15 protein-coding genes are annotated in these 25,663 nt (G+C 36.8%); 9 read left to right on the top strand and 6 right to left on the bottom strand.

The genetic code is table 11. The annotated features are described in order from the left end of the window. Window positions 1–297: 297 nt before the first annotated feature. Window positions 298–417, bottom strand: a complete 120-nt coding sequence (locus DHU68_RS14420) for an AraC family transcriptional regulator (RefSeq protein WP_108821644.1) — start codon at window positions 415–417, stop codon at window positions 298–300. Then, the gene (locus DHU68_RS02505; RefSeq protein WP_108821374.1) at window positions 395–1,303 is read right to left on the bottom strand and encodes a hypothetical protein; all 909 of its coding nucleotides are present in this window, start codon (window positions 1,301–1,303) and stop codon (window positions 395–397) included. The genes DHU68_RS14420 and DHU68_RS02505 overlap by 23 nt, the downstream gene beginning before the upstream one ends. 363 nt (window positions 1,304–1,666) lie before the next feature. Here DHU68_RS02505 and DHU68_RS02500 point away from each other — a divergent pair, with 363 nt between their 5' ends. Beyond that, window positions 1,667–2,839: a hypothetical protein gene (locus tag DHU68_RS02500; protein WP_108821373.1), complete on the top strand. Its 1,173-nt coding sequence runs from the start codon at window positions 1,667–1,669 to the stop codon at window positions 2,837–2,839. Between the two features lie 84 nt (window positions 2,840–2,923). Here the strand turns inward: DHU68_RS02500 and DHU68_RS02495 are convergent, their stop codons facing one another. Beyond that, on the bottom strand, window positions 2,924–5,410 hold the full coding sequence (locus DHU68_RS02495; RefSeq protein WP_255412421.1) for a kelch repeat-containing protein: 2,487 nt from the start codon (window positions 5,408–5,410) through the stop codon (window positions 2,924–2,926). Between the two features lie 417 nt (window positions 5,411–5,827). On the opposite strand from DHU68_RS02495, the gene DHU68_RS02490 reads away from it, so the two are divergent. The 7 genes from DHU68_RS02490 (at window position 5,828) to DHU68_RS02460 (ending at window position 20,006) form a co-directional block, all read left to right on the top strand. Beyond that, a complete protein-coding gene (locus DHU68_RS02490) occupies window positions 5,828–7,645 on the top strand; it encodes a carboxypeptidase-like regulatory domain-containing protein (protein ID WP_108821372.1) in 1,818 nt (605 codons plus the stop codon). A gap of 10 nt (window positions 7,646–7,655) precedes the next feature. Continuing rightward, window positions 7,656–9,107 carry a glycoside hydrolase family 76 protein gene (locus DHU68_RS02485; RefSeq protein WP_108821371.1) on the top strand — a complete coding sequence of 484 codons (1,452 nt, stop codon included), beginning with the start codon at window positions 7,656–7,658 and terminating at the stop codon, window positions 9,105–9,107. Window positions 9,108–9,132: 25 nt separating this feature from the next. Beyond that, window positions 9,133–12,312, top strand: coding sequence for a TonB-dependent receptor (locus tag DHU68_RS02480; protein ID WP_108821370.1), 3,180 nt, complete (start codon window positions 9,133–9,135; stop codon window positions 12,310–12,312). A gap of 34 nt (window positions 12,313–12,346) precedes the next feature. Further along, window positions 12,347–14,407 carry a RagB/SusD family nutrient uptake outer membrane protein gene (locus tag DHU68_RS02475; protein WP_108821369.1) on the top strand — a complete coding sequence of 687 codons (2,061 nt, stop codon included), beginning with the start codon at window positions 12,347–12,349 and terminating at the stop codon, window positions 14,405–14,407. 22 nt (window positions 14,408–14,429) lie between these two features. Beyond that, the gene (locus DHU68_RS02470; protein ID WP_108821368.1) at window positions 14,430–15,245 is read left to right on the top strand and encodes a DUF3823 domain-containing protein; all 816 of its coding nucleotides are present in this window, start codon (window positions 14,430–14,432) and stop codon (window positions 15,243–15,245) included. 182 nt (window positions 15,246–15,427) lie between these two features. Beyond that, complete coding sequence (locus DHU68_RS02465; protein ID WP_108821367.1) at window positions 15,428–17,602, top strand: hypothetical protein; 2,175 nt, start codon at window positions 15,428–15,430, stop codon at window positions 17,600–17,602. 70 nt (window positions 17,603–17,672) lie between these two features. Beyond that, window positions 17,673–20,006 carry a GH92 family glycosyl hydrolase gene (locus DHU68_RS02460; RefSeq protein WP_108821366.1) on the top strand — a complete coding sequence of 778 codons (2,334 nt, stop codon included), beginning with the start codon at window positions 17,673–17,675 and terminating at the stop codon, window positions 20,004–20,006. A 65-nt stretch (window positions 20,007–20,071) separates the two neighbouring features. On the opposite strand, the gene DHU68_RS02455 is transcribed toward DHU68_RS02460, so the two are convergent. Continuing rightward, on the bottom strand, window positions 20,072–21,814 hold the full coding sequence (locus DHU68_RS02455) for a helix-turn-helix domain-containing protein (RefSeq protein WP_160111054.1): 1,743 nt from the start codon (window positions 21,812–21,814) through the stop codon (window positions 20,072–20,074). Window positions 21,815–22,134: 320 nt separating this feature from the next. Between DHU68_RS02455 and DHU68_RS02450 the strand changes: the two genes are divergently transcribed. Beyond that, window positions 22,135–23,298 carry an FISUMP domain-containing protein gene (locus tag DHU68_RS02450; protein ID WP_160111053.1) on the top strand — a complete coding sequence of 388 codons (1,164 nt, stop codon included), beginning with the start codon at window positions 22,135–22,137 and terminating at the stop codon, window positions 23,296–23,298. A 119-nt stretch (window positions 23,299–23,417) separates the two neighbouring features. Here DHU68_RS02450 and DHU68_RS02445 read toward each other — a convergent pair whose 3' ends face one another. Further along, window positions 23,418–24,320, bottom strand: a complete 903-nt coding sequence (locus DHU68_RS02445) for a sugar phosphate isomerase/epimerase (protein ID WP_108821363.1) — start codon at window positions 24,318–24,320, stop codon at window positions 23,418–23,420. 39 nt (window positions 24,321–24,359) lie between these two features. Continuing rightward, window positions 24,360–25,661: a PAS domain-containing sensor histidine kinase gene (locus DHU68_RS02440; RefSeq protein WP_108821362.1), complete on the bottom strand. Its 1,302-nt coding sequence runs from the start codon at window positions 25,659–25,661 to the stop codon at window positions 24,360–24,362. Window positions 25,662–25,663: the final 2 nt, after the last annotated feature.

The raw sequence follows: 25,663 nt of genomic DNA, 5'->3' as shown, positions 1-25,663 counted from the left end.
AACAATAAGCGAATGCAATTGAGGATATTGTATGTGCAAAACACCTAGATTTTACCACTAAGGAAAACTATATGCAAAAATAACAATTTTAGCCATCCAAATGTTTACTAAACAAAAATATAATTTGAGTTTCGTCGTTTTTAACACTTAAGAGACTATCCCTCTTTCAAAATAAGCACATATATTCGACTGATATACTTCGACATGCAACAATACTCCTTCGTACGTAAAGAAGGAGTATCCTGACTAAATATTATTATATAGTGTAAATGTAAATTTGGCGATAATCAACAAAAGCTAGTCTTCATCATTAGCCAACTCAATCATTTTATAATATTCGGAAGGTGTAGTATTCATATGCAGCTTAAAAGCCCGATTAAAAGAAGACTGGCTCTTAAAGCCCGACGAAAGGTATATATTCTATTGTATATTTTGATCCATTGCCTGCAATCAACTTTTTCACCTTCTCAATCCTATAATGATTGATCAGATTATTGAAGTTCATATCTTTCTTATAACGGATAGCCTTTGCCAAATAGACGACATTTACACCAAGTTCAAATGCCATCTGAGAGATTCTAAAATCAGGACTAAGATAGGGTTCTTTGGATTCTAAGTAGTTTTCTATCTGCTCGTAAATCTGTTCATACTTTTTATTGTCGTATTCTTCATCCTCCAAGCCAAAAGCTACGGTAGAGACTCTCTCTCCTATATGGGAAGATGAAGAAAGCAGACTATCCATCTCAATTTGATGAAATTTGTGTATATAATACAAGCTATAACAAATCATTATAAGAGCAAAAAAACTATTCACTAACTCGGTCAGTAGAGCTTGATAAAGCGACAGTGAATAATAAACCACAAGTTCGTTGTCGTACAATACATATTGCAAGATGAAGGCTAAAACAACACTGGATAATACGAAACCTACATATATTATTAACCATCTAAGTATTTTACCCGAAGGAAATACTGCATATATATAGATAGGCAATGCCATAAACCAAAACAGAGGAGTAACAACAGCCTTTAGCAAGCAAATTACAGTTATTATGTAGATAGGAATAATAATAATTGCCAGAAATGCCTTTATTACTTTCCGTAGATAAACCATAGGTACTGTAAATACTACAATAATAGGGGCAATATTAAGAATTCCCCCTATCAGAAAAAAATAATTTATAGGATAAGGGAGAGGATAAAGAAACCCTCCAACGACATAAGACGCTATTATAATAAATAAGACTCCTAGTGTAAATTTCCTAAAGGCATCCTCATAAGAAAGGACATTAGTTTGTTTCATTGTGTATATGTGTGTGTATGTAATCAAGAACAATAAGCAAAAATACTCCTTTTTTGGTGTAGCTCCATGATTAAAGTAAAAAAAGAACAGACAATAATAATCCAAATAGCAAATTTGACACAAACAGACAAACTTCTTATTATAAGCAGATTAATACACACATATTATTAATATGACTTATTCTAAACAGGCTAGAGTCCTTGGGGTAGGAAGCGAAAAAATGAATTAAAAAGACGAAGAAGTACCTTTGCAATAATGCCTAAACACAAAACTACCCTCCGGGCAGATAGACAAAGGATCTTTCTACAAACACAATATAAGCACACATTACATAAGAGAAAACATTAATAGCAAAATCACACAATGAAAAATTTAAAAAAATCAGTTTATTTACTTACCCTAGTCTTCTCATTGTACTCATTCGAAAAGACCAATGCACAAGTGACGATTGGTTCTGGAATAGAACCAAACAAAGGGGTTCTGTTGGAAATCAAAGAACATACACCTCAGAACCCTTCTAATGACAACTCCACAGCAGAAAAAGGGCTATTACATCCTAGAGTTAACCTAACTGACAATAATAATCTCTTTCCTATGTTTGAAGACGATGGAAATGGAGGTTATAAAATAGGTAATGTTGCGTACTCTAAGTCGGAAGAGGATAAAGAACATATTGGACTAATTGTATATAATGTCAATGCATCAAGTGTCTTCCTTCAAGGCTTACATATTTGGGATGGAAAAGAGTGGAGAAAAATAGATAATAGTCCGGTTATCCAACCAGAGATATCTTCTCTAATGTGTAAAAGTAAGACAATGTCTCCAAACGAATATAAAGAGAACCAATTTTTCGAAGGACTTCTTACTGTTCCTTATCTAGGAGGTAATGGAGGATCGTACACCGGAACAGATCCTGTTTCTATAGGAAATGGATTGTATATGGAAAGAGTGGAAGGTAAGTTATCCCTAGGTGGAGGACAGGTAACTTACCGCATATTTGGGACTCCATCAGTGTCAACTCCAACAACAACAAATTTTAATATTAATTTTTTAGGAGAAACATGTAGCAATATTTCAATCGGAAGTGGAGATATTGTTTCTGTATATGTGAAAAATTTAACAAAGGATCAAGAAATTTCAGCAACAAGACCCAGCAATGGCGACCCGTCCGGAGCTACAAAGGTTCCCTTCGAAGAAATTGAGATAAACGAAACAGGGAGTTATGCTTTTTCTATACGCTTGTATGGGCGAATAAATGTAAATGATCAATATAGACTTCCTTTTTACATCTATTTACAAAAGGATGGCAACCTTAGCAAGATAGAAGATTCTGCAGAATTAGATCTAGTCGTTGTCAAACAATATGATGCTAATTGGCAAGATTACAGTTACAGCGTTACCCTTGCAGGCTTTTTCTTGGAAGGAGAAAAAGTAATAATCTCAATGCATAGACCGAACATTACCAGCTGGACTCTAAAAAAGGGAGACTCTAGGAATAGTCCAATCCGGACTAGTTTAGTTTACTGGAAGCTCTAATATTAACACAAATTCAATATATTCGAAAAAAAGACAGCAGCCTATCCTTGTAGATGACTGCTGTCTTTCTCTATATTATTCGAGTTATAACAAGTCTTGGAAAGAATAAGGGTACTGATCTCCCATTGTCTTTCTGTATTCAATAATAAAGGTTTGATATCTCAACTGTGCCTCATCTAAAAGCTTTAAAGCCAGCAATGACTTTATTTGATAAGACAGAGCATTATCATTAAGAGGGTCTATATTAAAAATTGCCTTAGAAAGCTTAATTGTTGTTTCATGAGCTTGAGCTGTAAAGCTTTTTTCCATTTCCGTTAGCAAAGTGGGCTCTAAAATTCTTTCTACAGAAGACTTAAAAGAGTCAAATATTGCCTGATTAGAGAAACTTAGGAATTTCCCTTGATTCAGAATCTCTAGCAATTCCTCCATATCATCATTGATGCCTCCTGATAAAATCTCAATACATCGAGTATAGTCGCAATAACATTCTGGGGTTTGAACAATCTTAAAGCACCCCTTACTATGAATCAGCTCAATACCATCAACATCACTCAAAGCTTTCCTTAGGTGATTTATCGTTACTCCTCTAGAGTTCTTCACTTTATCTTCTGGCTTTCCTGGCCACAATTTATCACTCAATCGCTGAGAAGTAATGCCTTCCTTATCACTATACTTTAGTATTAAACAAAAAGCTTGTTTTAATCTTAAGCTGAATAGATGGGAAATATCCCTATTGCGTTTATCAAACACTTTAAATTCTCCGAATAAATAGACTGCATTTGACCTGTAATTAATCTTCTGCTGATCGAGAAGACTTTGCTTAATCTTATTTTTAGATTTAACCTCTCGTTTAGATATTTTACGATATATCAAGAGGCAACCTCCAGTACAAACAATACCAACAATTCCTATCATCAAAAAGACTTTCCATGATGTACTTGTTTTAGAATAGTTCTCCAAATCTTCCGCTGATATAGGAGGTGATGCCAAGGCGTATAGCTTGATAGAAGAAGAAATGTCATCTTTGGACTCTTGTACAAGAGCAAACAAAGTATTTAAATGATCGTCAAAATACAGCTTCGCTCTAGTGGTTATTTTGTCAGAATAGATAGGGATAGAGTCGCCTAATATCTTACAATCTCCATCACCTATAGAAAACTGATATAGTTTAAGAAACGACTTGGACATATGCTCCGGATAACATAACGCATAGAAAGACGCACTATCTGACAAGACTAGCCCTCTAGCGGGAACTACATTATAGCCATTCCATGGGATTTCCCACTTCTTTGTTATCTCTTTACTGTTAAGGTCAATCTTGTAAAAATCATAGAAATATTTTCGACCTACAATAAACTCCCCTGACTCATTCCCCATTCCACCGAATAAATAAGCTGCATTTTGAGTCTCTGAATATCCTATAGAAGAGAAATATCTTGGAAATATCTTATCTCCTTTAAATTGTGTCAGGGGCTTCCATGTTTGAGAAGTAAGACTATATGAATAGAATGTTCCATTATAAATCATATTACCAAATCCCCCGAAAATGACAAACTCTTTTTTTGATGGCTCAAAGAAATAACTATGATGATGCAGTTCTTTACCTAGATTATTATAACTTTCAACAGTCCAACGCATTGATCCAAGATCAAGACTAGCTATAGTCGGCCCTTCATATGGCCTATTATAATAAACTTCATATACAAACAACTTATTATTTACAACATCAACGAAGCTTGTTGCAAGGTTTAGCTCTACTGGGCATTGGTTCTCAAAAACAAGGGTTCGCCTTTCACTTGTCTTTGTATTATATATAAAGATTGAGTCTCTATTAAAGTAATACATTTCATTCTTCGCCTTATTATAATCTGATCCTGCATGAGTTCTAGATGTATATGATGCCTTAAAACTCCAGTTATAAGAATCATTAATCAGCCATTCGGGATTAGATACATCTCCTACCACATTCTTTTCACTATCATGCACTTCATCTCCGGAACTCTCTCTTAAGGGGAAAGAATATCGTCTATTGTTACCTATCGATAGATCTCTTATTGCAAAAGATGGAACATCAATAATATAATCACTCTTTCCAAAGAATATTTCCGATTCAAACTCTTTGGGTAAGCTGACTTTATCAGCTTTAAAAGCATTATCATGAATAGTTAGTATAATACAATCGTTTGTAAGATCAAAGGCAATATTTACATCAAGCCAGTTTGTACTCGCAAGCTTATTTTTATCAATCTCTGCGATGATCAGGCTACTTTTCCCTTCTTCATTTAATCTAAAGACACAATGATCACCCTGACCATCGTAAAAAAGATTATATATTTTATTATTATTTTTATCCTTAATTCGGGTAATATGACCTATCTGTCCCGGAGAATATATAATAAGTTTAAAGTTAATATCAAACTCTCCTGTAAAAGATACTGACCTACGACTAAAAACATTATAAGAAGTACGCTTATCTATAGATTCCTCTCCTCCAATGAATTTTAATCCTTGAGAAAAAGAAATCTGAGGAACAAAAAAGCATAAAATTATAAATGCACAAAATAATCTCATAAATATGCTACTAACCACTAACCTAGATAAAACTTCAATCGTCTCCTAATCATGCCCATAAGCGAACTCTTCAACACAAAAAAGAAAAATACTTTATGTGCCTTCGCAAAAATACACAAAATATAGGTGAATATAGGTTAATAAACGAACAAAAACACCTGAAAAGCTTATTTACAAATGATATAGTCCATCGGGTTAAAATTAATCAGGTTAATAAGATTTTTATATTTATAACCCATTTTTAACCCAAGATTTAACCCTCAACATACAATCTTTGAAAGATTTATTAAAGTAAGCCATGAAGAATATCTCCCAATATCGTATACAGATATTCACTAAACAAGTTTTAATATAAAATAATTTTAACATCTATGTTCTTTTTAATTTCTAACCAATTAAATCCTCAAATGTGATAGTATGGAATTGATTAAAAAAATGCGGGTATTTTTATTCGCGACCTTATTAGGAACGATGGTATCCTTCATTACTACATCTTGTGATGATGACAATGACGAATCAGCAAATTACAAGTATGGGACCGTTACAGGTACTGTAACAGATGAAGTAGGTACTCCAATCTCCGGTGTAACTGTAACCATTTCTGGTCTTGAGGAAACAGTTGCAACTGATGCCAACGGAAAATATTCTGTAGAGAATGTTTCTGTAGAAACTCACAGTGTTACTTTTAGTAAAGCAGGATGGGAAACGATTAGTGTAACGGTAACTGCTAAAAGCTTTGGAACAGATCTTATTGCCAATGCGAGCGCATCAATGCTAGATGCGTCTGCGAAGATAGTAGGTACAGTACTTGATGCTAGAAATCAGAATGCTCCTTTTGAAGGTGTTACTGTAAGTATCAGTCCAACTATTCAGGTTACTACAGGTAATGATGGTAAATATGTAATCGAAAATCTAAGAGAAGCTGACTATACTGTGACTTTCTCTAAAGAGGGATATACATCTATTACCAGACAAGTATCTAAAGACAGTTTTGTTGAAGGAACTTTCTCCATTGCTGATGTTATGATGGGACGAGTAGAACTACTACGCAACCTCACAGCTGATGATTTAGCCACAGCCGACAAATGGTACTATAACGAATATCGCGGTGGCCGCAATGCAGATGCTTATCCTCATTGGGATTGGGCATGTGATTACATGTGTACATTAAGCTTCATGGGGGCTTGGGATGAGCAAAATGAAGGAACAACGCTACAAATACGTAATTCTGGAAATGATCAGAAAAACCCGGCAGATCTTGATGTCTTCGACTCTTATGTATACGGAAGTAAATTAATTTCCGAAGACAATAAGATCATGTCTCTAAGAGTACGTACACATAGTGCTAGTGCAGAATCTCCTGCTTATTTCGGGGTACAAGTAGTTGATCTAACCGAAGCAGAACCTTCTGCTGTCAAAATTGGCGACACTAAGACATTGGCTTCTGAAAATTATACAGACTTTGATTTCGATTTAAGCCAATACGTAGGCAAAGAAGTTATTATTGCAATTGGTACATACCGCCAAGCGACAGGTGATTATTGGAAACAATTGGTACTTCGTTCTATACGATTTGCAAACGCTAAAATTGAAGAATGGAACTGGCTTCCAGGAACTGAAGTTGTAGAAGGATGGAAACTAACTCAAGAAACAGTTAGATCAACAATGCCTCATACAAAAAAATCATTTACAGGAATTAGCCCTATAAGTGGAAATAGAGATAACTATAAAGATGCATATCGTGCTTGGCGCAACGTTGCACATATCGCATCAGAATGGTCTTTGATTCCTTTGAAAAAAGACCCTGAAGTATTCCCTTCTGAAGGTTATATTCTCAAGACAAATGACAAGCCAGAAGTAAGCTCAGAGGTCCCAGAAGCATATTTGTATTCTAAATTTTCGATTATGCCTGGCAGTAATAAGCTTACATTCAAAACACGTAATTTCAGCAGTAACTATACTTACTTTAAGTTGACCGCTATTGAAAACAACGGAACTGTTACCCACTTGTCTCCTTTATCTAACACTGCACAAGATGCAAAAGCTGCAGAAAATGGCTGTTGGAAATTCAAACATGAAGCAGGAGGATCTGGAGAACCTGAAAAATACGCCTCTTTTGTATATGACCTCTCAAAATTCAATGGCAAAGATGTAACTATTGTTATAGGGGTTTATAATGTAGAGCCTAATTCTGGCGAAAATAAGTTAGTATTTTACAGTGTAGATCTAAAATAATCAGTAGATAATGAAAAAAATATTATTCCTACTTATTTCTTGTTTCTTCATAACTGCAGCTTGCAGCGACAACTCGAATGAAGAAGGAGGAGAAGGAAATGATCAGGGAACGATCGTATCAGACAACCTGGCTGAACAAAATATATTGCGTGCTATTCAACTAATGGACAAAGCTGTCTCCTGTCATTTTACAGGAGATGGCATGGCCATGGGCAGATACTACAACCCATACACTAATGTTTTGTCTGACGAAAAAGGAAGTGTATGGATGTATACAAGCTCCATTGAGGCAGTCAATGCTATTCTTAGTAGCCTACAAGCTCATAAAGAGAGTGGCAACACTGCTATTTACGACAAGCACTTCAATCGTTACTCTGATTTATTAAGCAAATTATACGACAATGCAGATTACTATCTGGGAACATTTGAGTTGGTATCATTCACTCAGACAAAAAAATGGTCAGTATATGCAGTCGATCGTGTTAATGACAAAGGAGGAGCTAACGTTACAGGTGTATTAAATGTATACGATGACCAAATGTGGCTTGTTCGCGAACTCCTACATTCATATAAACTGACAGGCAATAGTAAGTTTCTTGAAAAAGCAGAGTATTTGGCAGAATATGTCCTTGATGGTTGGGATTCAACTCGTGATTCTGAAGGTAATGAGAATGGCGGTATTCCTTGGGGACCCGGATATGTTACAAAGCACTCTTGCAGCAATGGTCCTATGGTGAGTCCTTTGGTATGGCTACACGAGCTATACAAAGGGAAATCTGATGTAATTGATCATAGATATATTGATGCTACCGACAAAAAGACGCGCAAAGTTAAGACTGAGAAGAAAAGTGATTACTACCTAGACTTCGCTAAAAAAGTATACGACTGGCAAAAGGAACACCTTTTGAGAAATGACGGAATATACAATGATATGCTAGGCGGTTGCGACCCGAATTGTGATATAGTATATGAAACTGTGGACGGAGTAACATATCGTGCTAACACGAGACTAACCAGAAGCGAAAACCCTCCATATTCATACAATAGTGGAACTATGATTTCGGGTGCAGCAGACCTATACAAAGCAACAGGAAACAGCACTTATCTTGATGATGCAAAACGTTTATCGGATGCTAGTTTCAACTATTTTGCAAAATTAGGTGCGACTCATGCAGGATATTACTCATACGAAGTAAGTGGATTCAACAACTGGTTTAACGGGGTTTTGATGCGTAGTTATGTAGATGTATACTCTTCTCATAATACTGCCGCTAAATACATCGACAGTTTCCAAAAGAATCTGGATTATGGGTATAGCAATCACCTATACGATGCAACTCTTCCAACGAACTTACTTGTAGGATGGAATCGCGATAAAGGTAAAAATGATACAGAAGGGATGTTCTCGTTCACTTTTGCTGCAGAATATGCAATCCTTTCTCAATACGAATTAGAGAAATAAAAAGTAAATTAAAATAAATACGGTTATGATAAAAACACAATGTACAAAAGGCTTAAGAATTAGCATTTTGTTGATGTTATTGGCCTTTTTTGCTCCGTTTTCCATTTTCGCGCAAAAAAGCTCCGTATCGGGCGTAGTAGTCGATAACAACAATGAGCCTCTAATTGGGGTAGCTGTAACAGTAAAAGGGGCTGGAACATCTACCGGAACAATCACTGGTATTGATGGAGATTACTCTATCAGTGCACCAACCGATGCAACACTCGTTTTTAGTTACATCGGATTTGTGACTAAAGAAGAAAAAATAGGTGGTCGCTCTACAATCAACGTAACTTTAGAAACGGACAATATCGCTCTAGAAGATGTTGTGGTTGTGGGATACGGTACACAAAAGAAAGTAACTCTTTCTGGAGCTGTTGCCGGAGTAAAAGGCTCTGAAATGCTACAAACAAGAAACGAGAACCCTCAGAACATGCTTGCAGGTAGAATTGCCGGAGTGCGTGTATGGCAAAAAAGTGCTGAGCCTGGAGCTTATAGCGCTAATTTTGACATTCGTGGTATGGGTGCTCCACTGGTTATTATTGACGGAATACCTCGTACAACTGAAGATTTTCAACGTTTGAATCCAAATGATATTGAAGATGTATCTGTTCTGAAAGATGGATCCGCTGCTATCTACGGTGTGCGTTCTGCAAACGGGGTTGTTTTGGTAACAACGAAGAAGGGACAAGAAGGTAAGATGACTGTTAGTTACAATGGAACATACACTTTCCAAAAACCTTCTGGAATGCCTGTCCTTGCAAATGCTTTTGATGCAATGACGATCTACAACGAGAAATCAATGAACAACATCAATGGAGGTAGTATCATCTATGGAGAAGATGATTTCGAAGCCTTCCGCAACGGAACTCGCCGATCTTCAGACTGGACTTCATTAATATTCTCTGATTATTCTCCTCAGACTCAGCATGACTTCAGTTTCTCTGGTGGTAGCGAAAAAGTAAAATATTATGTTGGTTTTGGTTATTTCTCTCAAGAAGGATTCTTCAAGACTGGAGACCTGAACTACAACAAATATAATCTTCGCTCTAATATCAGCGCTGAAATCACAAAAGGGTTGAGCATCGACGTTAACCTTAGCGGTATGGCCGATGAGCAAAACAATCCTTACAACAGTTCTGTTGATATTATCAGAAACTATTGGAAGCAAGGAGTATTGTTTCCTGCTTATGCTGACCCTGAAAATACAATGCTTAACTATGATGGTCTCGATCTAGAGCAAAATACTGTAGCAATGATCGATTCAGATGTTTCTGGGTATCGTAAGTATAAGAAAAAAACATTCCAAACTTCGGCTTCGATTAATTTCGACTTCGGGAAATATGTAGATCAATTGAAAGGATTATCTGCTAAAGCTTTAGTAGGATACGACTATCGTGCTGATAACAATACAATCTTCAGAAAAGAATACTATCAGTATGCATATAATAGCAATACTGGAGGGTACGATCAAAAATTATTTGATTTGAGTTCTCCAAATCAATTGAAAAGAGAATTCTTTGACAAACAACAGTTGCTAAGCCAGTTCATACTAAACTATGACCGTACTTTCAACAAAGTACACAAAGTAAGTGGATTGATCGGCTGGGAAACTCAAAAGAATGATGGAGACAACTTCTATGCTCGCAGTAACCTTGCTTATGGCTCAGACCAATTAATGGCTGGTGTAGAAGATGGTCAAATGGGTTCAATGTATACAGGAAATAACGATTTCTATGAAGAGGCTAAATCGGCTCTGATTGGTAGACTTAACTATGATTTCGCAGGAAGATACATTGCTGAAGTTCAATTCAGATATGACGGATCTTCTAGATTTGCCAAAGGACACAAATGGGGTTTCTTTCCTTCTGCATCAGCAGCATGGCGTATCTCCGAAGAACCTTTCTTCAAATCAATCACAGCTCTTTCGTTTGTTGATCAATTAAAGGTAAGAGCCAGCTATGGTATCTTGGGAGACGACTTGGCAAACGACTGGAACTACGAATGGGTTCCCGGATATGTATATCCTGCGACTAGTGGAAACAAAGAAAATGGATATTACAACCAATATGCACCCGGATATATGTTCGGCGATAAATTCATAACAGGTATATCAACCAAAGGAATTCCGAACGATCTTATTTCTTGGTACAAATCTAAATCTTTCAATATCGGTGTAGACTTTGACGGATGGAATGGTTTATTTGGCTTCACTTTCGATTATTTCGACAGACGTCGCTCTGGCCTATTTGCTCGTAACAATGCAGAATTCCCATCCGTGATTGGTGCTACAGCACCTCTTGAAAACCTAAATAGTGACCGTCACTTCGGATTGGAGCTTGAATTAAGACACAAAAACAAGATCAATGATTTCTCTTATAACATAAAAGGAATTACTACCGTAACTCGTAATAAATACGTTACTGCTGTACAAAACGGACCTTATAAGAACTCTTATGACAGATGGCGTCATGACAACTTGAATCAACGTTATCAAGGTGTTCAATTTGGTTATGAGTCGGCTGGACGTTATACAAACTGGAAAGATATTTGGTATTATCCAATATTTAAGGAGCGTGATGTATTGCCTGGTGATTATAAGTACGTAGATTGGAACGGTGACGGTGAAATCAGCGGACTAGACGAACATCCTTTTGCTTTCGACCAGACTCCATGGTTAAATTTCAGCTTAAACCTGGAAGCTCAATACAAGAATTTTGACCTAAGTGTATTATTTCAAGGAACTGCACTAGGATCAATGGAGTATAAAGAGCCTCTTTACGCTATCTGGGGTACAAACGGAGGAGGTACTCTTGAGCAATACTTAGATCGCTGGCATCCTGTTAATCCAACTGCCGATCCATACGATCCGGCTACTGAATGGGTTTCAGGGTACTATGGATACACTGGAAGATATCCTAAAGGGAACTCCGAATTCAACCGTGTAAGTACAGCTTATTTACGTCTTAAGAGTGTAGAATTAGGTTATACCCTACCAAAGGTAAAGGCTTTGTCCTCAATGAACTTGCGTGTATTCTTAAATGCATATAACTTATTTACTTTAACAGGAGTTAAATTCGTAGACCCTGAACATCCAGATGATGACTTAGGTAGAATGTATCCTCTAAACAAAACTTATTCGTTAGGCTTATCTCTTTCGTTCTAAGTATCTATAAACTGTAAATAAACAAACTAAGTATATGAAAAAGTTATTAATTATATTATCCTTATTCGGGCTTCTAAGTTTCCCTGCTTGTGTGGACTTAGATATTACTCCGAAAAACGTGGTGACAGATGATGATCTTCTTACTAACCAGTCGGGGATGGACATTTATATGGCAAGAATGTATAGCTACATGCCATTCGAAGATTTTAAATACATGGGAGAATGGGGCATCGAATACAATGGCTGGCTTGCCGCTACTGGTATTGATGGCACAGGAGAAGCACTAACTCGCGACGGTATATGTAGAGCATTCACTAGCGAAAGAACTCCATATTGGGGACGTGCATTCTCTTTGCTACGCGATGCGAACCACCTTATAGAGACATTACCGAATTACAAAGACAATCATGCTGAAGTTGCTTACAACCACTATTTAGGTGAAGCCTATTATGTCCGTGCAACTGTGTTTTATGCTATGGCTCGTCGTTTTGGAGGTATCCCTTTGGTTACTAAAGTAATTCAATATCCCGCAGATGCAGAGACCTTAGAAGTTCCTCGTTCAAGCGAAGAAGAAACATGGGATCAAATCTTAGCAGATTTTGATAAGGCTATAGAACTAATGCAACCGAAAAGTCCTAAAAGCGGTTACTCAAACAAATACGTTGCTTTAGCTTTCAAATCTCAAGCGATGCTATATGCAGGTAGTGTAGCAAAATACAACGAAACAGTATCTGGTCGTCTTACAGGATTAGGCAAGAAAACTGGAGTGCGTGTTATCGGCTTCGATAGCGACAGATGGGAAGCAGCTTCTAAGAAATATTTTACAGAAGCCTATAAAGCTGCTCGTCAGGTAATGACAGAAGGAGGATATTCTTTATACAAGAAGAAATGGTCTGCAACAGACAAAGATGCTCAATACCAAAACATGGTTGATATGTTTGGCGACCTAAGCAGCCCTGAAAACATTTATGTAAAAGAATATAGATATCCAACATCAACACATGGATACGATGCTTACAGTTCTCCATTCATTTTCAGATCGCCACTAGCTTCAGGCACATGTGCTACCCTAGACTTTGTCGAGTTATTCGATGGATTCGATCGTTACCCTAATGGAACAATCAAAGTAACTACTGGATCTTCTAACACAGAAGGAAATTATATAATGTATGATAAACCAATGGATTTCTTCAAAAATGCAGAGCCTCGTTTACGTGCTTATGTAATCTTCCCTGGAGATAACTTCAAAGGTAAAGAAATTGAAATTCGTGCCGGTGTATATACAGGTTCTACACCTATCAAACCTCTATTCAACGATTATTCTTACGCTACTGCAGAAACTCGTTATCAACAACTTGATGCATACACTAAGAAGCCTAAGACATTATACCTTAGCCCAAGGGAAGGTTCTAGCCAAGAAATTGTTGAGTACAATGGATCAAATATGACCGCAGCCGGGGCAAATGGGCCATTCTATGACAATGGGGAAGGCTGTATTTCAGGTCTTTATGGACGTAAATGGCTAAACGAAGATCCTTCTGCTGAAATTGGAGAGGGTAAATCGGCACAACCATTTATACTGATGCGTTATGCTGAAGTTTTATTGAGTGCAGCAGAAGCAGCTGTTGAACTATCAATGGCAGGCGTAGCTTCTCCTGATGGTTCAAACCTATTAAAAGTAGCTACAGATGCAGTAAACGAAGTTCGCGAACGTGCAGGTGCAACTCTACTAACTTCTACACTAGGTGGAAATGAAAAAGGACGCGATATCGTACGTAAAGAGCGCCGTAAAGAGCTTGCTTTCGAACATAAAACGAAATGGGATGTGCGTCGTTGGCGTGTTTCTCACTACGACGGACGCGATGGCTTCTGGGGTGAACAAAAAGATAAAAACACGTATAGTAACAACGAAAACTTCCGTTTCCGCGGGCTGTACCCTTTCTTCTCTACCGAGTCTGGCAAGTATTTCTTCGACGCTCGCTTCCAATGGGTAAGCATGAAAACATTCTCTTATACACCAATTGACTACTATTTTGAGATACCTAGTGGAGAAGTGGCTAAGAGTATGGTAATAGATCAACAACCAAACAGATAATAAAATAAAAAATATACAGAATATGAAAAAAATAGCTTTTTGTACGTTAATAAGCATGCTGTTTTCATTCAGTTCTTGCGACTTTTTCGAAGTAGACAATTATGATGAACCCAAAGAAACTCTGCAAGGAGAGGTTGTAGATATTGCTACTGGAGAAAGAGTATTGACAGACCAAGGAAGTGAAGGAATTCGTGTCCGCCTGACAGAACTTAGTTGGGGTGAAAATGTTGAGCATAATCCGGATTTTTATTGCATGCCTGATGGTTCTTTTCAAAATACGAAGTTATTCAAAGGCAATTACCACATTACAGTTGATGGACCATTCATTCCGTTAATTCGTGAGGATGAAAAAGGAACTCCTATTGCGGACGAGAGTAAGACAATGGATATATCTGGCGTTACAAAAGTGAAGTTCGAAGTACAACCATTCTTAAAAGTAGAATGGGTTGGAGAACCAACGGTAACAAACGGAAAAGTAACAGCAAAGGTTCGCGTAACCAGAGCTGTATCTGAAGATATATTCCGTGAAAAAGTTGAGCCGATGGGCGGTTATAGCGATAGTTTCCTTAACGTAATGGATATACAATTCTTTGTTAGCTATTCATCAACAGTAGGATACAGAAACCGCGATGAGCGCTGGTCTAGCAAAATAGAATATAAAGGCAGTGAATTTAACTCTCTTTTAGGCGAAGTGATCACAATCGAATCAACAGGGACAATTCCTTCAGGCAGAACAGTCTTCGTGCGTGCTGCTTCTCGTATCAACTACGATACACCTAGAGGAAGTGGAACTAAACGATGGAATTATAATGAAGCAAAAGAGATAATGATTCCATAAGACAAATTCAATATGGTTAGGATTTAGAATCTAGATTCTAAATCCTAACTTTTTATTTAGTAAAACTAAATAAACTTTAAGAATTAATAAAACAAGCATTCTGTTTGCCAAAGTAAGATTATAAGCAGAAAATGTATGTTTTATTTTATTTATCTTGCAATACAAACCTAATTAGTATACACATGAAAAAAAACATTTTATTTATATGTCTGATTGGACTCGGTCTACAAGTTGGGGCTCAAACAAAAGACAATGTAAAAACTACATTCCAAACATCACGAGAGTGGAGACCTACAATTGATAACAGAGCCGATGCTGTTATGATATACGGAGTTGGAGGAAATCCTTCCGATAAATCGAAAAAAGTCTCTTTAGAAGATCGTATAAAATCGTGGAAAGATCGAGGATATATAACTCATTTCATGACTGGAATAGCTTGGGGAGAGTATCAGGACTATTTCACCGGTGAATGGGATGGGAAAATGCATCTGGATGAAGGTCAAGTCCAACAAAATGGAGATACAATATGGCATGGGCATATGGTTCCTTATATTGTACCTACTAAAAATTACCTGAAATACATTAAAGAGAACCATGTGAAAAGGGTTATCGATGCCGGCATAGATGCTATATTCATGGAAGAGCCTGAGTTCTGGGCGAGAGCTGGATATAGCGAAGCATTCAAGAATGAATGGAAGAATTTCTACGGTTTCGACTGGAGACCTCAACACGAATCGCCAGAAAACACCTATCTATCGAACAAATTAAAATACTGGCTATATTACAACGCTCTGAACGAAGTGTTTACATACGCTAAAGAATACGGTAAAAGCAAAGGAATGGATATAAAATGCTATGTGCCAACACACTCTTTAGTGAATTATTCTCAGTGGAAAATTGTTAGCCCCGAGGCAAGCCTAGCATCGCTACCTTGCGTAGATGGATATATTGCTCAGGTTTGGACAGGTACATCACGCGAACCAAACTTTTTTAACGGAAAAGAAAAAGAAAGGGTTTTCGAAACTGCATATCTGGAGTATGGATCGATGGAGTCGATGACTGCTCCGACAGGGCGTAAAATGTTTTTCCTTACAGATCCTATTGAAGACTGGCCTAGAGACTGGGTAGATTACAAAAAGAACTATCAAGCTACTTTTGTAGCACAATTATTATATCCAAACATAGATGATTATGAGGTTATGCCTTGGCCAGAACGCATCTACGAAGGATTGTACAAAACCAGTGCAGATAGTGACGTAAAAGAGAAAATACCAAGGCACTATTCTACACAAATGCAAGTCATGATCAATTCATTAAACCATATGCCATTGTCCGATAATAAACTTTCCGGATCGGAAGGTATAAGTGTTTTGATGGCAAATTCTTTAATGTTTCAACGCTACCCTACACATAAAGGATACGAAGATCCTCAATTAGCAAATTTCTATGGACAAGCTCTTCCTTTCCTGAAACAAGGTGTCCCTGTAAAAACAGTACACATCGAAAACCTTGGCTATGAAAAAGCTTTAACCGATACGAAAGTATTACTTATGTCCTATTCAAACATGAAACCTCTAAGTCCGGAGGCGCATATACATTTAGCAAGATGGGTAGAGTCCGGAGGAGTTTTAGTATACAGCGGAAGAGATAATGATCCATTCCAAACCGTGCAAGAATGGTGGAATACAGGTGACAATGATTACAAAAGCCCATCTGATCATCTATTTGAACAAATGAATATTGCTGCTTCCCCTAAGGGAGGCGAGTATAGTTACGGCAAAGGGGTTGTATTTATCTTACGTGCCGATCCTAAAGAGTTTGTTATTACAGAAAACAACAGTCAGAAATTTATGGATATTGTAAAAGGACTATATGAAGGGAAAGCTAAAGGAGGAAAGCTTCGTTTCAAGAATAATTTCTACCTGCAACGAGGGGTCTATGACCTGGTTGCTGTACTGGATGAAAGTGTAAGCAATGAACCATATCTTATAGAAGGAACCTTGATAGACCTGTTCGATCCTAAACTACCAATATATAAATCAAAAAATATTCTACCAGGAGAACAAGCCTTATTTGTAAATATTGACAGAGTAGAGAATAAACAAAAGCCTCAGGTTCTTGCCGCAGCTTCGAGAATATATGATGAAAAGGCAGATCAAAAGTCATATTCATTTATCTCAAAAAGCCCGATTAATACGACAAATATTTCAAGAATACTATTACCAAGGAAACCAAAAAGTGTAATAGTTGACAGTAAAAATGTATATTTGGAGTTAAATTGGGACAAACCATCTAAAACCTACCTACTCGAGTTCGAAAACAACCCTGAAGGTGTAGCAGTCTCTTTTAAATGGTAATCACAACAGGTAATAAACAGTTAATGTATAGCATAAACTAAAACCATAATTAATTATTAAGAGTAAAAGAATGAAAAAAATTGGAACTTTATTTTTGAGTGTTATCTGTTTTCTTGGGACTATAAACGCCCAAAAAGCAGAGCTTGTGGACTATGTCAGCCCGCTGGTTGGGACACAATCAAAACATGCCCTTTCAACTGGGAATACTTACCCGGCTATAGCAATGCCTTGGGGTATGAATTTCTGGATGCCACAAACAGGTAAAATGGGAGATGGTTGGGCATATACATATGACTCCGACAAAATCCGCGGATTTAAACAAACTCACCAACCTAGTCCTTGGATCAATGACTATGGTCAGTTTGCTATTATGCCCGTAACCGGCAAAGCAGTCTTTGATCAAGATGAACGTGCAAGCTGGTTCGCACACAAAGCAGAAGTGGCTAAGCCATACTATTACAAAGTATATCTTGCTGACCATGATGTAGTAACAGAAATGGCTCCGACAGAAAGAGCTGTTATGTTCCGCTTCACATTCCCTGAAAATGAGAATTCATATGTAGTAGTAGACGCTTTCGACAAGGGATCATATGTAAAAATTATCCCTAGCGAAAACAAGATCATAGGATATACAACCAAAAACAGTGGAGGTGTTCCTGAAAACTTTAAAAACTATTTTGTAATCGTTTTTGATAAACCTTTTACATATACAGCATCAGTTACAACTGAATATCAAGATAAAAAAGGAACCAGCTCTATAAAAGAAGGTGGCTTGGAAGCAAACCACAATCATGCAGGAGGTATTATCGGTTTCTCTACAAAAAAAGGAGAATTTGTACATGCTAAAGTAGCATCTTCTTTCATCAGCCACGAGCAGGCTGAGCTAAACTTGAAGGAACTGGGAAACAATTCTTTCGATCAAATCGCACAAAAAGGAAGAGACAGATGGAACGAAGTATTAGGACGTATTGTTATAGAAGATGACAATATTGACAATCTTCGCACATTCTATTCTTGTCTATACCGCTCAGTATTATTCCCTCGTAGCTTCTTCGAATATGATGCTGCAGGCAATGTAGTGCATTATAGCCCATACAACGGGGAAGTTCTTCCTGGACACATGTTTACAGATACAGGCTTTTGGGATACATTCCGTTGTCTATTCCCATTCCTAAACCTTATGTACCCAGAAATGAATGTGAAGATGCAAGAAGGTCTCGCAAACACATACAAAGAAAGTGGATTCTTACCAGAATGGGCTAGCCCTGGCCACAGAGGCTGTATGGTTGGAAACAACTCTGCTTCTGTAGTTGCCGACGCTTACCTAAAAGGTCTTCGCGGATACGATATCGAAACGTTATGGGAAGGTGTAGTACATGGAGCAAATGCGGTGCACCCTACTGTAAGTTCAACAGGTCGTCTAGGCTGGGAATACTACAACAAACTAGGGTATGTTCCTTATGATGTTAAAATTAACGAGAATGCAGCTCGTACTCTAGAGTATGCATACGATGACTGGACAATCTACAAATTAGGACAAGCTCTAGGAAAACCGAAGAAAGAAATTGAGATCTTCGCTAAACGTGCGATGAACTATAAAAATCTATTCGACCCTGAGCATAAATTAATGCGTGGTAAAAATCAAGATGGCACATTCCAATCTCCTTTCAATCCGTTGAAATGGGGTGATGCATTCACTGAAGGAAATAGCTGGCACTACACGTGGTCTGTATTCCACGATCCTCAAGGACTGATTGACTTGATGGGTGGTAAAAACGACTTCAACATGATGATGGACTCTGTATTTAGCGTACCTCCATTATTTGACGATAGCTATTACGGAGGTGTAATCCACGAAATACGCGAAATGCAAATCATGAATATGGGTAACTATGCTCATGGTAACCAACCTATTCAGCACATGATTTATCTTTACAACTACTCAGGTGAACCATGGAAAGCTCAATACTGGTTGCGTGAAGTAATGGATAAGCTATACTCTGCGGCTCCTGACGGATACTGTGGAGACGAGGATAATGGACAAACTTCGGCTTGGTATGTACTTTCTGCTCTAGGGTTCTATACTGTATGTCCGGGAACAGACGAATATGTATTAGGCTCCCCTCTATTCAAGAAAGCAACGTTAAACTTTGAGAATGGTAATAAAGTTGTGATCAATGCTGACAACAATTGCAAATCGAAAAGATATGTGGAGAGTATGCATGTAAATGGTCAGAACTATACTAAGAACTACCTGACTCACGATCTTCTTAGAAATGGTGCTGTGATCGACTTCAAAATGTCGTCAACACCAAATAAGAACAGAGGGATCAATGACAATGACTTCCCTTACTCATTCTCTAAGGAATTGAAAGAAGTAAATGCTAAGGCTAAAAAGAAATAAAGTAAATTTAGCATAAGACAAAAAAGAGAGGCATATGCCTCTCTTTTTTGTTTACAATCTATAATCTATTTTATAATCTCAGTTTCTAATTCATTCTTAGCCTGTCTGAGTTCACTTGGTGTCATTCCAAACTTCTCTTTAAATAGTCTGTAAAATGTTGCATTAGAAATGAAACCTGCTTCTTGTATAATATTATTCACAGGGACAGATTCATCTATAATGAGTTGATTCCGAGCAAAGTTTAGCCTATATCCATTCACATAGTCCATAAAAGTCATATTCATCTCAGCTTTAATCGCATCAGCCAAATATTGTCTGTTAGTGTTAAGAGCCTTAGCTACAACCTCTCTTGTTATATCTGAATCTTTATAGATTTCACTTTCTTGCATATAGGCGTCTAACTGTTCAAATAAAGAAGTTTTCTTCTCAAAATCTTCTGTTTCTTTCGTTCTTTCCAGTCTATACTCTTTTATGAAATCAATGTATTTCTTTACATCTAAAGATTGCTTATACAACACCTTATTTTTTATTTTAAGTGTTTTCATATTGCGCCTGTTCATATAAAAAAGGAAGCCCCCAAAGCAAATAATAAATACCAATCCGATATTAATTAATCTGCTTTTGCTCAACTGCGTTTTATGATTTTGCTGTTCAAGCTGAGCTTTTTTCAATTCATAATTCATCGAAAGTTGTGCCAATTGTAAAGGCACATTCTTTTGGTAAATAGAATCCTTATAATTCAGAAATTTTTGCTGCTCAAAAAAAGCCTCATCATATCTCTTCAGTTTATGCAGTGTCTCAATTTTTAGTTCTGTAAGATCTTCAATAAAAGAAGTACCAAAATCTGATTCTTTAAGTTGCTCTAATGCTGACTGAACATAATTTAAAGCTCTACTATAATCTTTTCCCTGTGAATAATAATATGCATAAACGGCCTTCTTTTCTGATAGAAATATATCATGAATCCCATCTAGGGGCAACTCTTCTACCATATCCAAATACTTTTTAGCATTAGGCGCATCTTCCAAAGCAACATAGATATGAACATGTTGTACATAAAATCTATACAAAAAAAGATCTAATGAGGATTGAGGCAATTTCTCTGTATTTTCTTTTATCATACTCTCCACCCTCTGACATATATCTAGTGCCTCTTCGTATTGTTCTAATTGAATCAACACACCTATAAGCCCATAGTAAATAGGATAAGTATTAGATGAAATCTCAGATTCTTGCTCCATTATTTCCAATGACTTTCGATAATTAATCTCTGCTAAATCAATCCTCTTGGAAGCAAAATAAGCAAAACCCAAACATTGATATGCAATAGCTTCATACCTATCATTTTTTTCCCTACTATTCAGAAGTTCGTTCAATTCATATATAGCTAGATCATAATACCCCTTGCTGATATACATCGTCGCTATGTAATAATGAACCAAAAACCTCGAGTCTTCAATCTGTTCATCTTTTTTAGAGAGGGCATCTATCTTATTAGAATAATACAAAACACTGTCTAAATTCGATTCAAACAAGAAAAATCTTACCTTATGTGAATAACTCTTTACTTTGTATATATCATTATCTTCATCTATAGCTTCTCTTTCCAACCAGTTAGCAATTTCTAATAACTTCTTATCCTCTTCATACAGTAAAGAATATTGATAGATCAGTTCGAGTCTTTTTTCACCTTTAGCTTTATCAATTTCATTTAATAAACTATCAGCCTCTGTTGATGACTGAGATAAGATATTAGTGCTTATAGTAAATAGAAGAAAAGGAAGAATAATAAATTTGATCTGTTCCATAAATTCTGCGTGTGTGTGCATATATCTAAATAAACAAGGCATAAAGATCGCAAATTAATAACAACATAAACACTAAACACGAAAAAAACAAACCTCTGACAATAAGCATTTTGCCTGAATGATATGTTAAATTGCACAGAGAATACTATTACTGCCCTCATGAGACCTTCTTTTGAACGAACAAGACTCCCCCTTGTTTTTTATCATTTAATTTTGATCCAAATTTTACAATCTAATTTTCAGCAGCAGGCACCTCAGCTAAACAGAGCAAACTTTACAAACAGAAAATGTATAATGCAGTAATATTATTAGTAACACAAATGAACGCACAATTATTATTTAAAGCTCTATCAATAGTAGCTATTTCTTTTCTATGTTCAACAATGTTGAACGCTCAGGTAACAGTTGGCTCCGGGAATACTCCTAACAAAGGAGCTTTATTAGACATCAAGCAGTATGATGCAGAAGATCCTGAAACGAGCAATACTACTGCCACCAAAGGGTTAATGCTTCCCCGGGTAAATCTCACCGAGATGAATAATTTGTATCCTATGTTTATCGAGAACGAAGACTATAAGAACAACACAGGAAACAAGAAAACGGACGATGACGCCATGCACACGGGCTTAGTCGTTTATAATATAAACATGGACCTTTGTGAAGAAATATATCCGGGAGTTCATACTTGGGATGGAAATGAATGGCAACGTATAGGAGAAGATTATCCGTTCCCTAGCGAGACCGATATTCTAATAGACAATAGAAATCCAGATAAACCGGAACGATATAGAGTAGGGAGATTTAAAGCAGTAGATCCTAGTGGAAGTGGTAAGGTAGCAGATGCTGGTTGGTGGATGCTTGAGAATTTACGGGCAGACAGATGGCCTGATGGCACGACAGACGACTTTTCGTTGAGAAAGGGTGTAGCTTATGGACATGAAGATTATGATGTAAAAGCGAGGTATTGGTATCCATTAAATGACCAGAATGAGCTTATCGAAAACCCTCATTATGGATATATTTATAATTGGGTTGCAGCTGCGCGAATAAAATCGACTGACCCTGATTATCCTCCAAACGAATTGGGGGATGGTGATGACAAACAAGGGATTTGTCCAGAAGGCTGGCATATACCATCTTATGCAGAGTTTCAACTTTTAGTGGCGGTACTACAAGCAAACCCTTGCCCATATGCTCATAGCAAGATAGGAGCAAATACTAGCTATAATATGCAGTCTTCGAAAACTACACCTAATGGAAAAAGCCGTTCGAGAGAGCAAGGGGGATTCGATGCTCATTTATTAGGAAGGCATACAGATGGCACAGTACTTGAGGTAGGTAAAAGAGCTTATTTCCATATGTCTGATTGGGGGCAGGGCACAAATTCAAAGCGAGTTATCACATTCGATGCTGGTGTATATGCTGCTACTATATTTCCAATTCCTTTATTTAGTCAAATACCAGTGCGTTGCAAAAAAGACTAACAAAGATAGGCAACCACTACAAACTTAAGATTAGAGAACAAAAGGGATTATCTACACTTGGGACAAACACCCCCAAATAGATAATCCCTTATATTTTTTATATATTTTATACAGCCTCCCTAAAAGATTTCAAGGGCTGCCGCATTATAGAATTCAATGCATTTCTTAATATCAGGGACAGAATTATCCCAATTATATTCATACTCTATGGATAGATACCCTTTAAATTGCTGATCTTTTAGTTCTCTTAGCATTTCTTTAACACCGAGAATACCTGTCCCCCAAATAACATCATGCTGCTCAATGCCCCCCTCTTCTTTTTCCGCTATATCCTTAAAATGGAAAGACATTAGGCGACCTTTAAGTTTCTTCAAACAATCGAGTTGATCCAATCCTTCTCGTCTCCAATGCCCTACATCGGCACAAGAACCGATATTTTCACTTCGCTCGGATATTGCCTTAAGTAACAGATCAGGATTCCAATAGTCCGAAGGTTGTGGATGATTATGTACAGCTACTTTAATTGCATATTTATTGGATAAATATTCGACCAAGTCCCAGTCTTGCAGTCTTGGTTCGCAAGTGATAAATTCCATCTCCATATCTTTAGCAAAAAGGAACATTTTCTCCCAATCCTCCGCGTTTTCTGTAACAAACACTCCTGTTGCCACTATTTTTATGTCCTTAGATCTCGCTAATTCTTTAATCTCTTTTCGAGTCTCAGCATCCATATTAAAATCAAAAACTTTATCTCCCCATTTTCCGCCCAATTTATGTCCGGGGAATATTTCGATGTAGTTAATACCTAATTCATTCGTTTTGTCTAAGGCTTCTACTAAAGAGAAACGATGAAAAGAATACGATTGTATAGCAAGATATATTCCATGCTTCTCTGCTTTTTTGATTCCTTCTTCGGCATTTTCTGATTCACCTTGTTTTGTAGTCTGAGGTTTATTCGAACAAGAAAAGCCTGCCATTACAAAACAGAGAATGATTATAAAAATCTTAGATAAGTATTTCATATTTTCATGTATTGATAAGTTAGACCTGCAAATATAATATTAATTGGAAAATAAATTGATAACAAATTTAGTCCATCCACCTTCACTATAAAAATCAAATTTGCAGCCATGATTTAAAAGAACCTCTCTAACAAACATTAAACCAACTCCCTGCCCTTCGGACTTTGTTGTATAAAATGGGGTAAATAAATTTTGCACTAATTCTTCTGACAAACTAGGTCCATCATTTGCTATTATAAGCTTAGCAGGATTTTCTTCTATCGTTATTCTTATCGTTCCATCATGGTCAATTGCTTCATATGCATTCTTTATAATATTAAGCAGTATATATTCAAACTGAATCCCATCTATTTTCACCAATATATCTCTAGAAGGTAAATTTAAATCCAAAGCTATATTTCGTTTAGAGCATTCGGAATATACAAAATTAGAAACTGTTTTTACTAGCTCATTCAGGTTTACTTTAGATATGTAGGGTTTGGGTATCTTAACAACATCGGCAAGGTTACTTACAAACTCTGCTAAGTGTTTTCCTCTTTCATATGAGGCTTTTACTGCAAGAGATATATCTTCGAATTGATCGTTTTCATCGCTGATATCCGCAACAACTTCCAGTGTGGAGTTTATTGCCCCTATTGAATTATTTACCTCATGAGACATCATCCTTATAACATTCTCATACGATTTTTTCTCAATTGTAAACAATTCATGAGTTAACTCCTCAATTAAAATAAATGGATGAGGAAAACCTCTGTCAATAAAAGAGGATAGAGTACATCTGTATAAATTGGCTCCACTCGTTTTTATAATCGTCTCCTTCTGAGGAGTTAGATTGGCAAGCTGATGACAGAGACGAATGGATGTCTCAACAAATCTCTTGCCTTTTATCTCTTCTAAACTCTTTATATCCAGAATACGTTCTCCAGCGGGGTTTATAGAAGTTACACGATAATCAAAATCAAGAATAATTACTCCCTGAGGGGATGCATTGATGAGCAAATCGAGAAAGTGATTTTTTTCTCTTACACTTAATCTTTCATTCTTTAATTGCGCCATCATTTGATTAAAAATATCGATAAGATTGTTTGCTTCATCATTTTTTACCGGACGCAATCTGCTAGAGAAATCCTGACCTTGCAACATATCTATACTATCAACCAAAATCTGATATGGCCTTACCAATCTTTTATAAACTAACACAAACAGTATGATTGACAAAACTGTACCCCCTTCTATAAGATAAAATATTGTCCTATTTGTATCAAAAAAAAGGAAACCACAATAAACCAATATACCGCAGACTATAATGAATGGAAGAATAAAGAATAATTTAGATTTCATAC

Origin of the sequence: Dysgonomonas sp. Marseille-P4361 (genome assembly GCF_900343125.1) — a bacterium.
Lineage (GTDB): Bacteria > Bacteroidota > Bacteroidia > Bacteroidales > Dysgonomonadaceae > Dysgonomonas.
The sequence above is the reverse complement of the archived record's forward strand: the minus strand, read 5'-3'. Positions and strand labels throughout refer to the sequence as shown.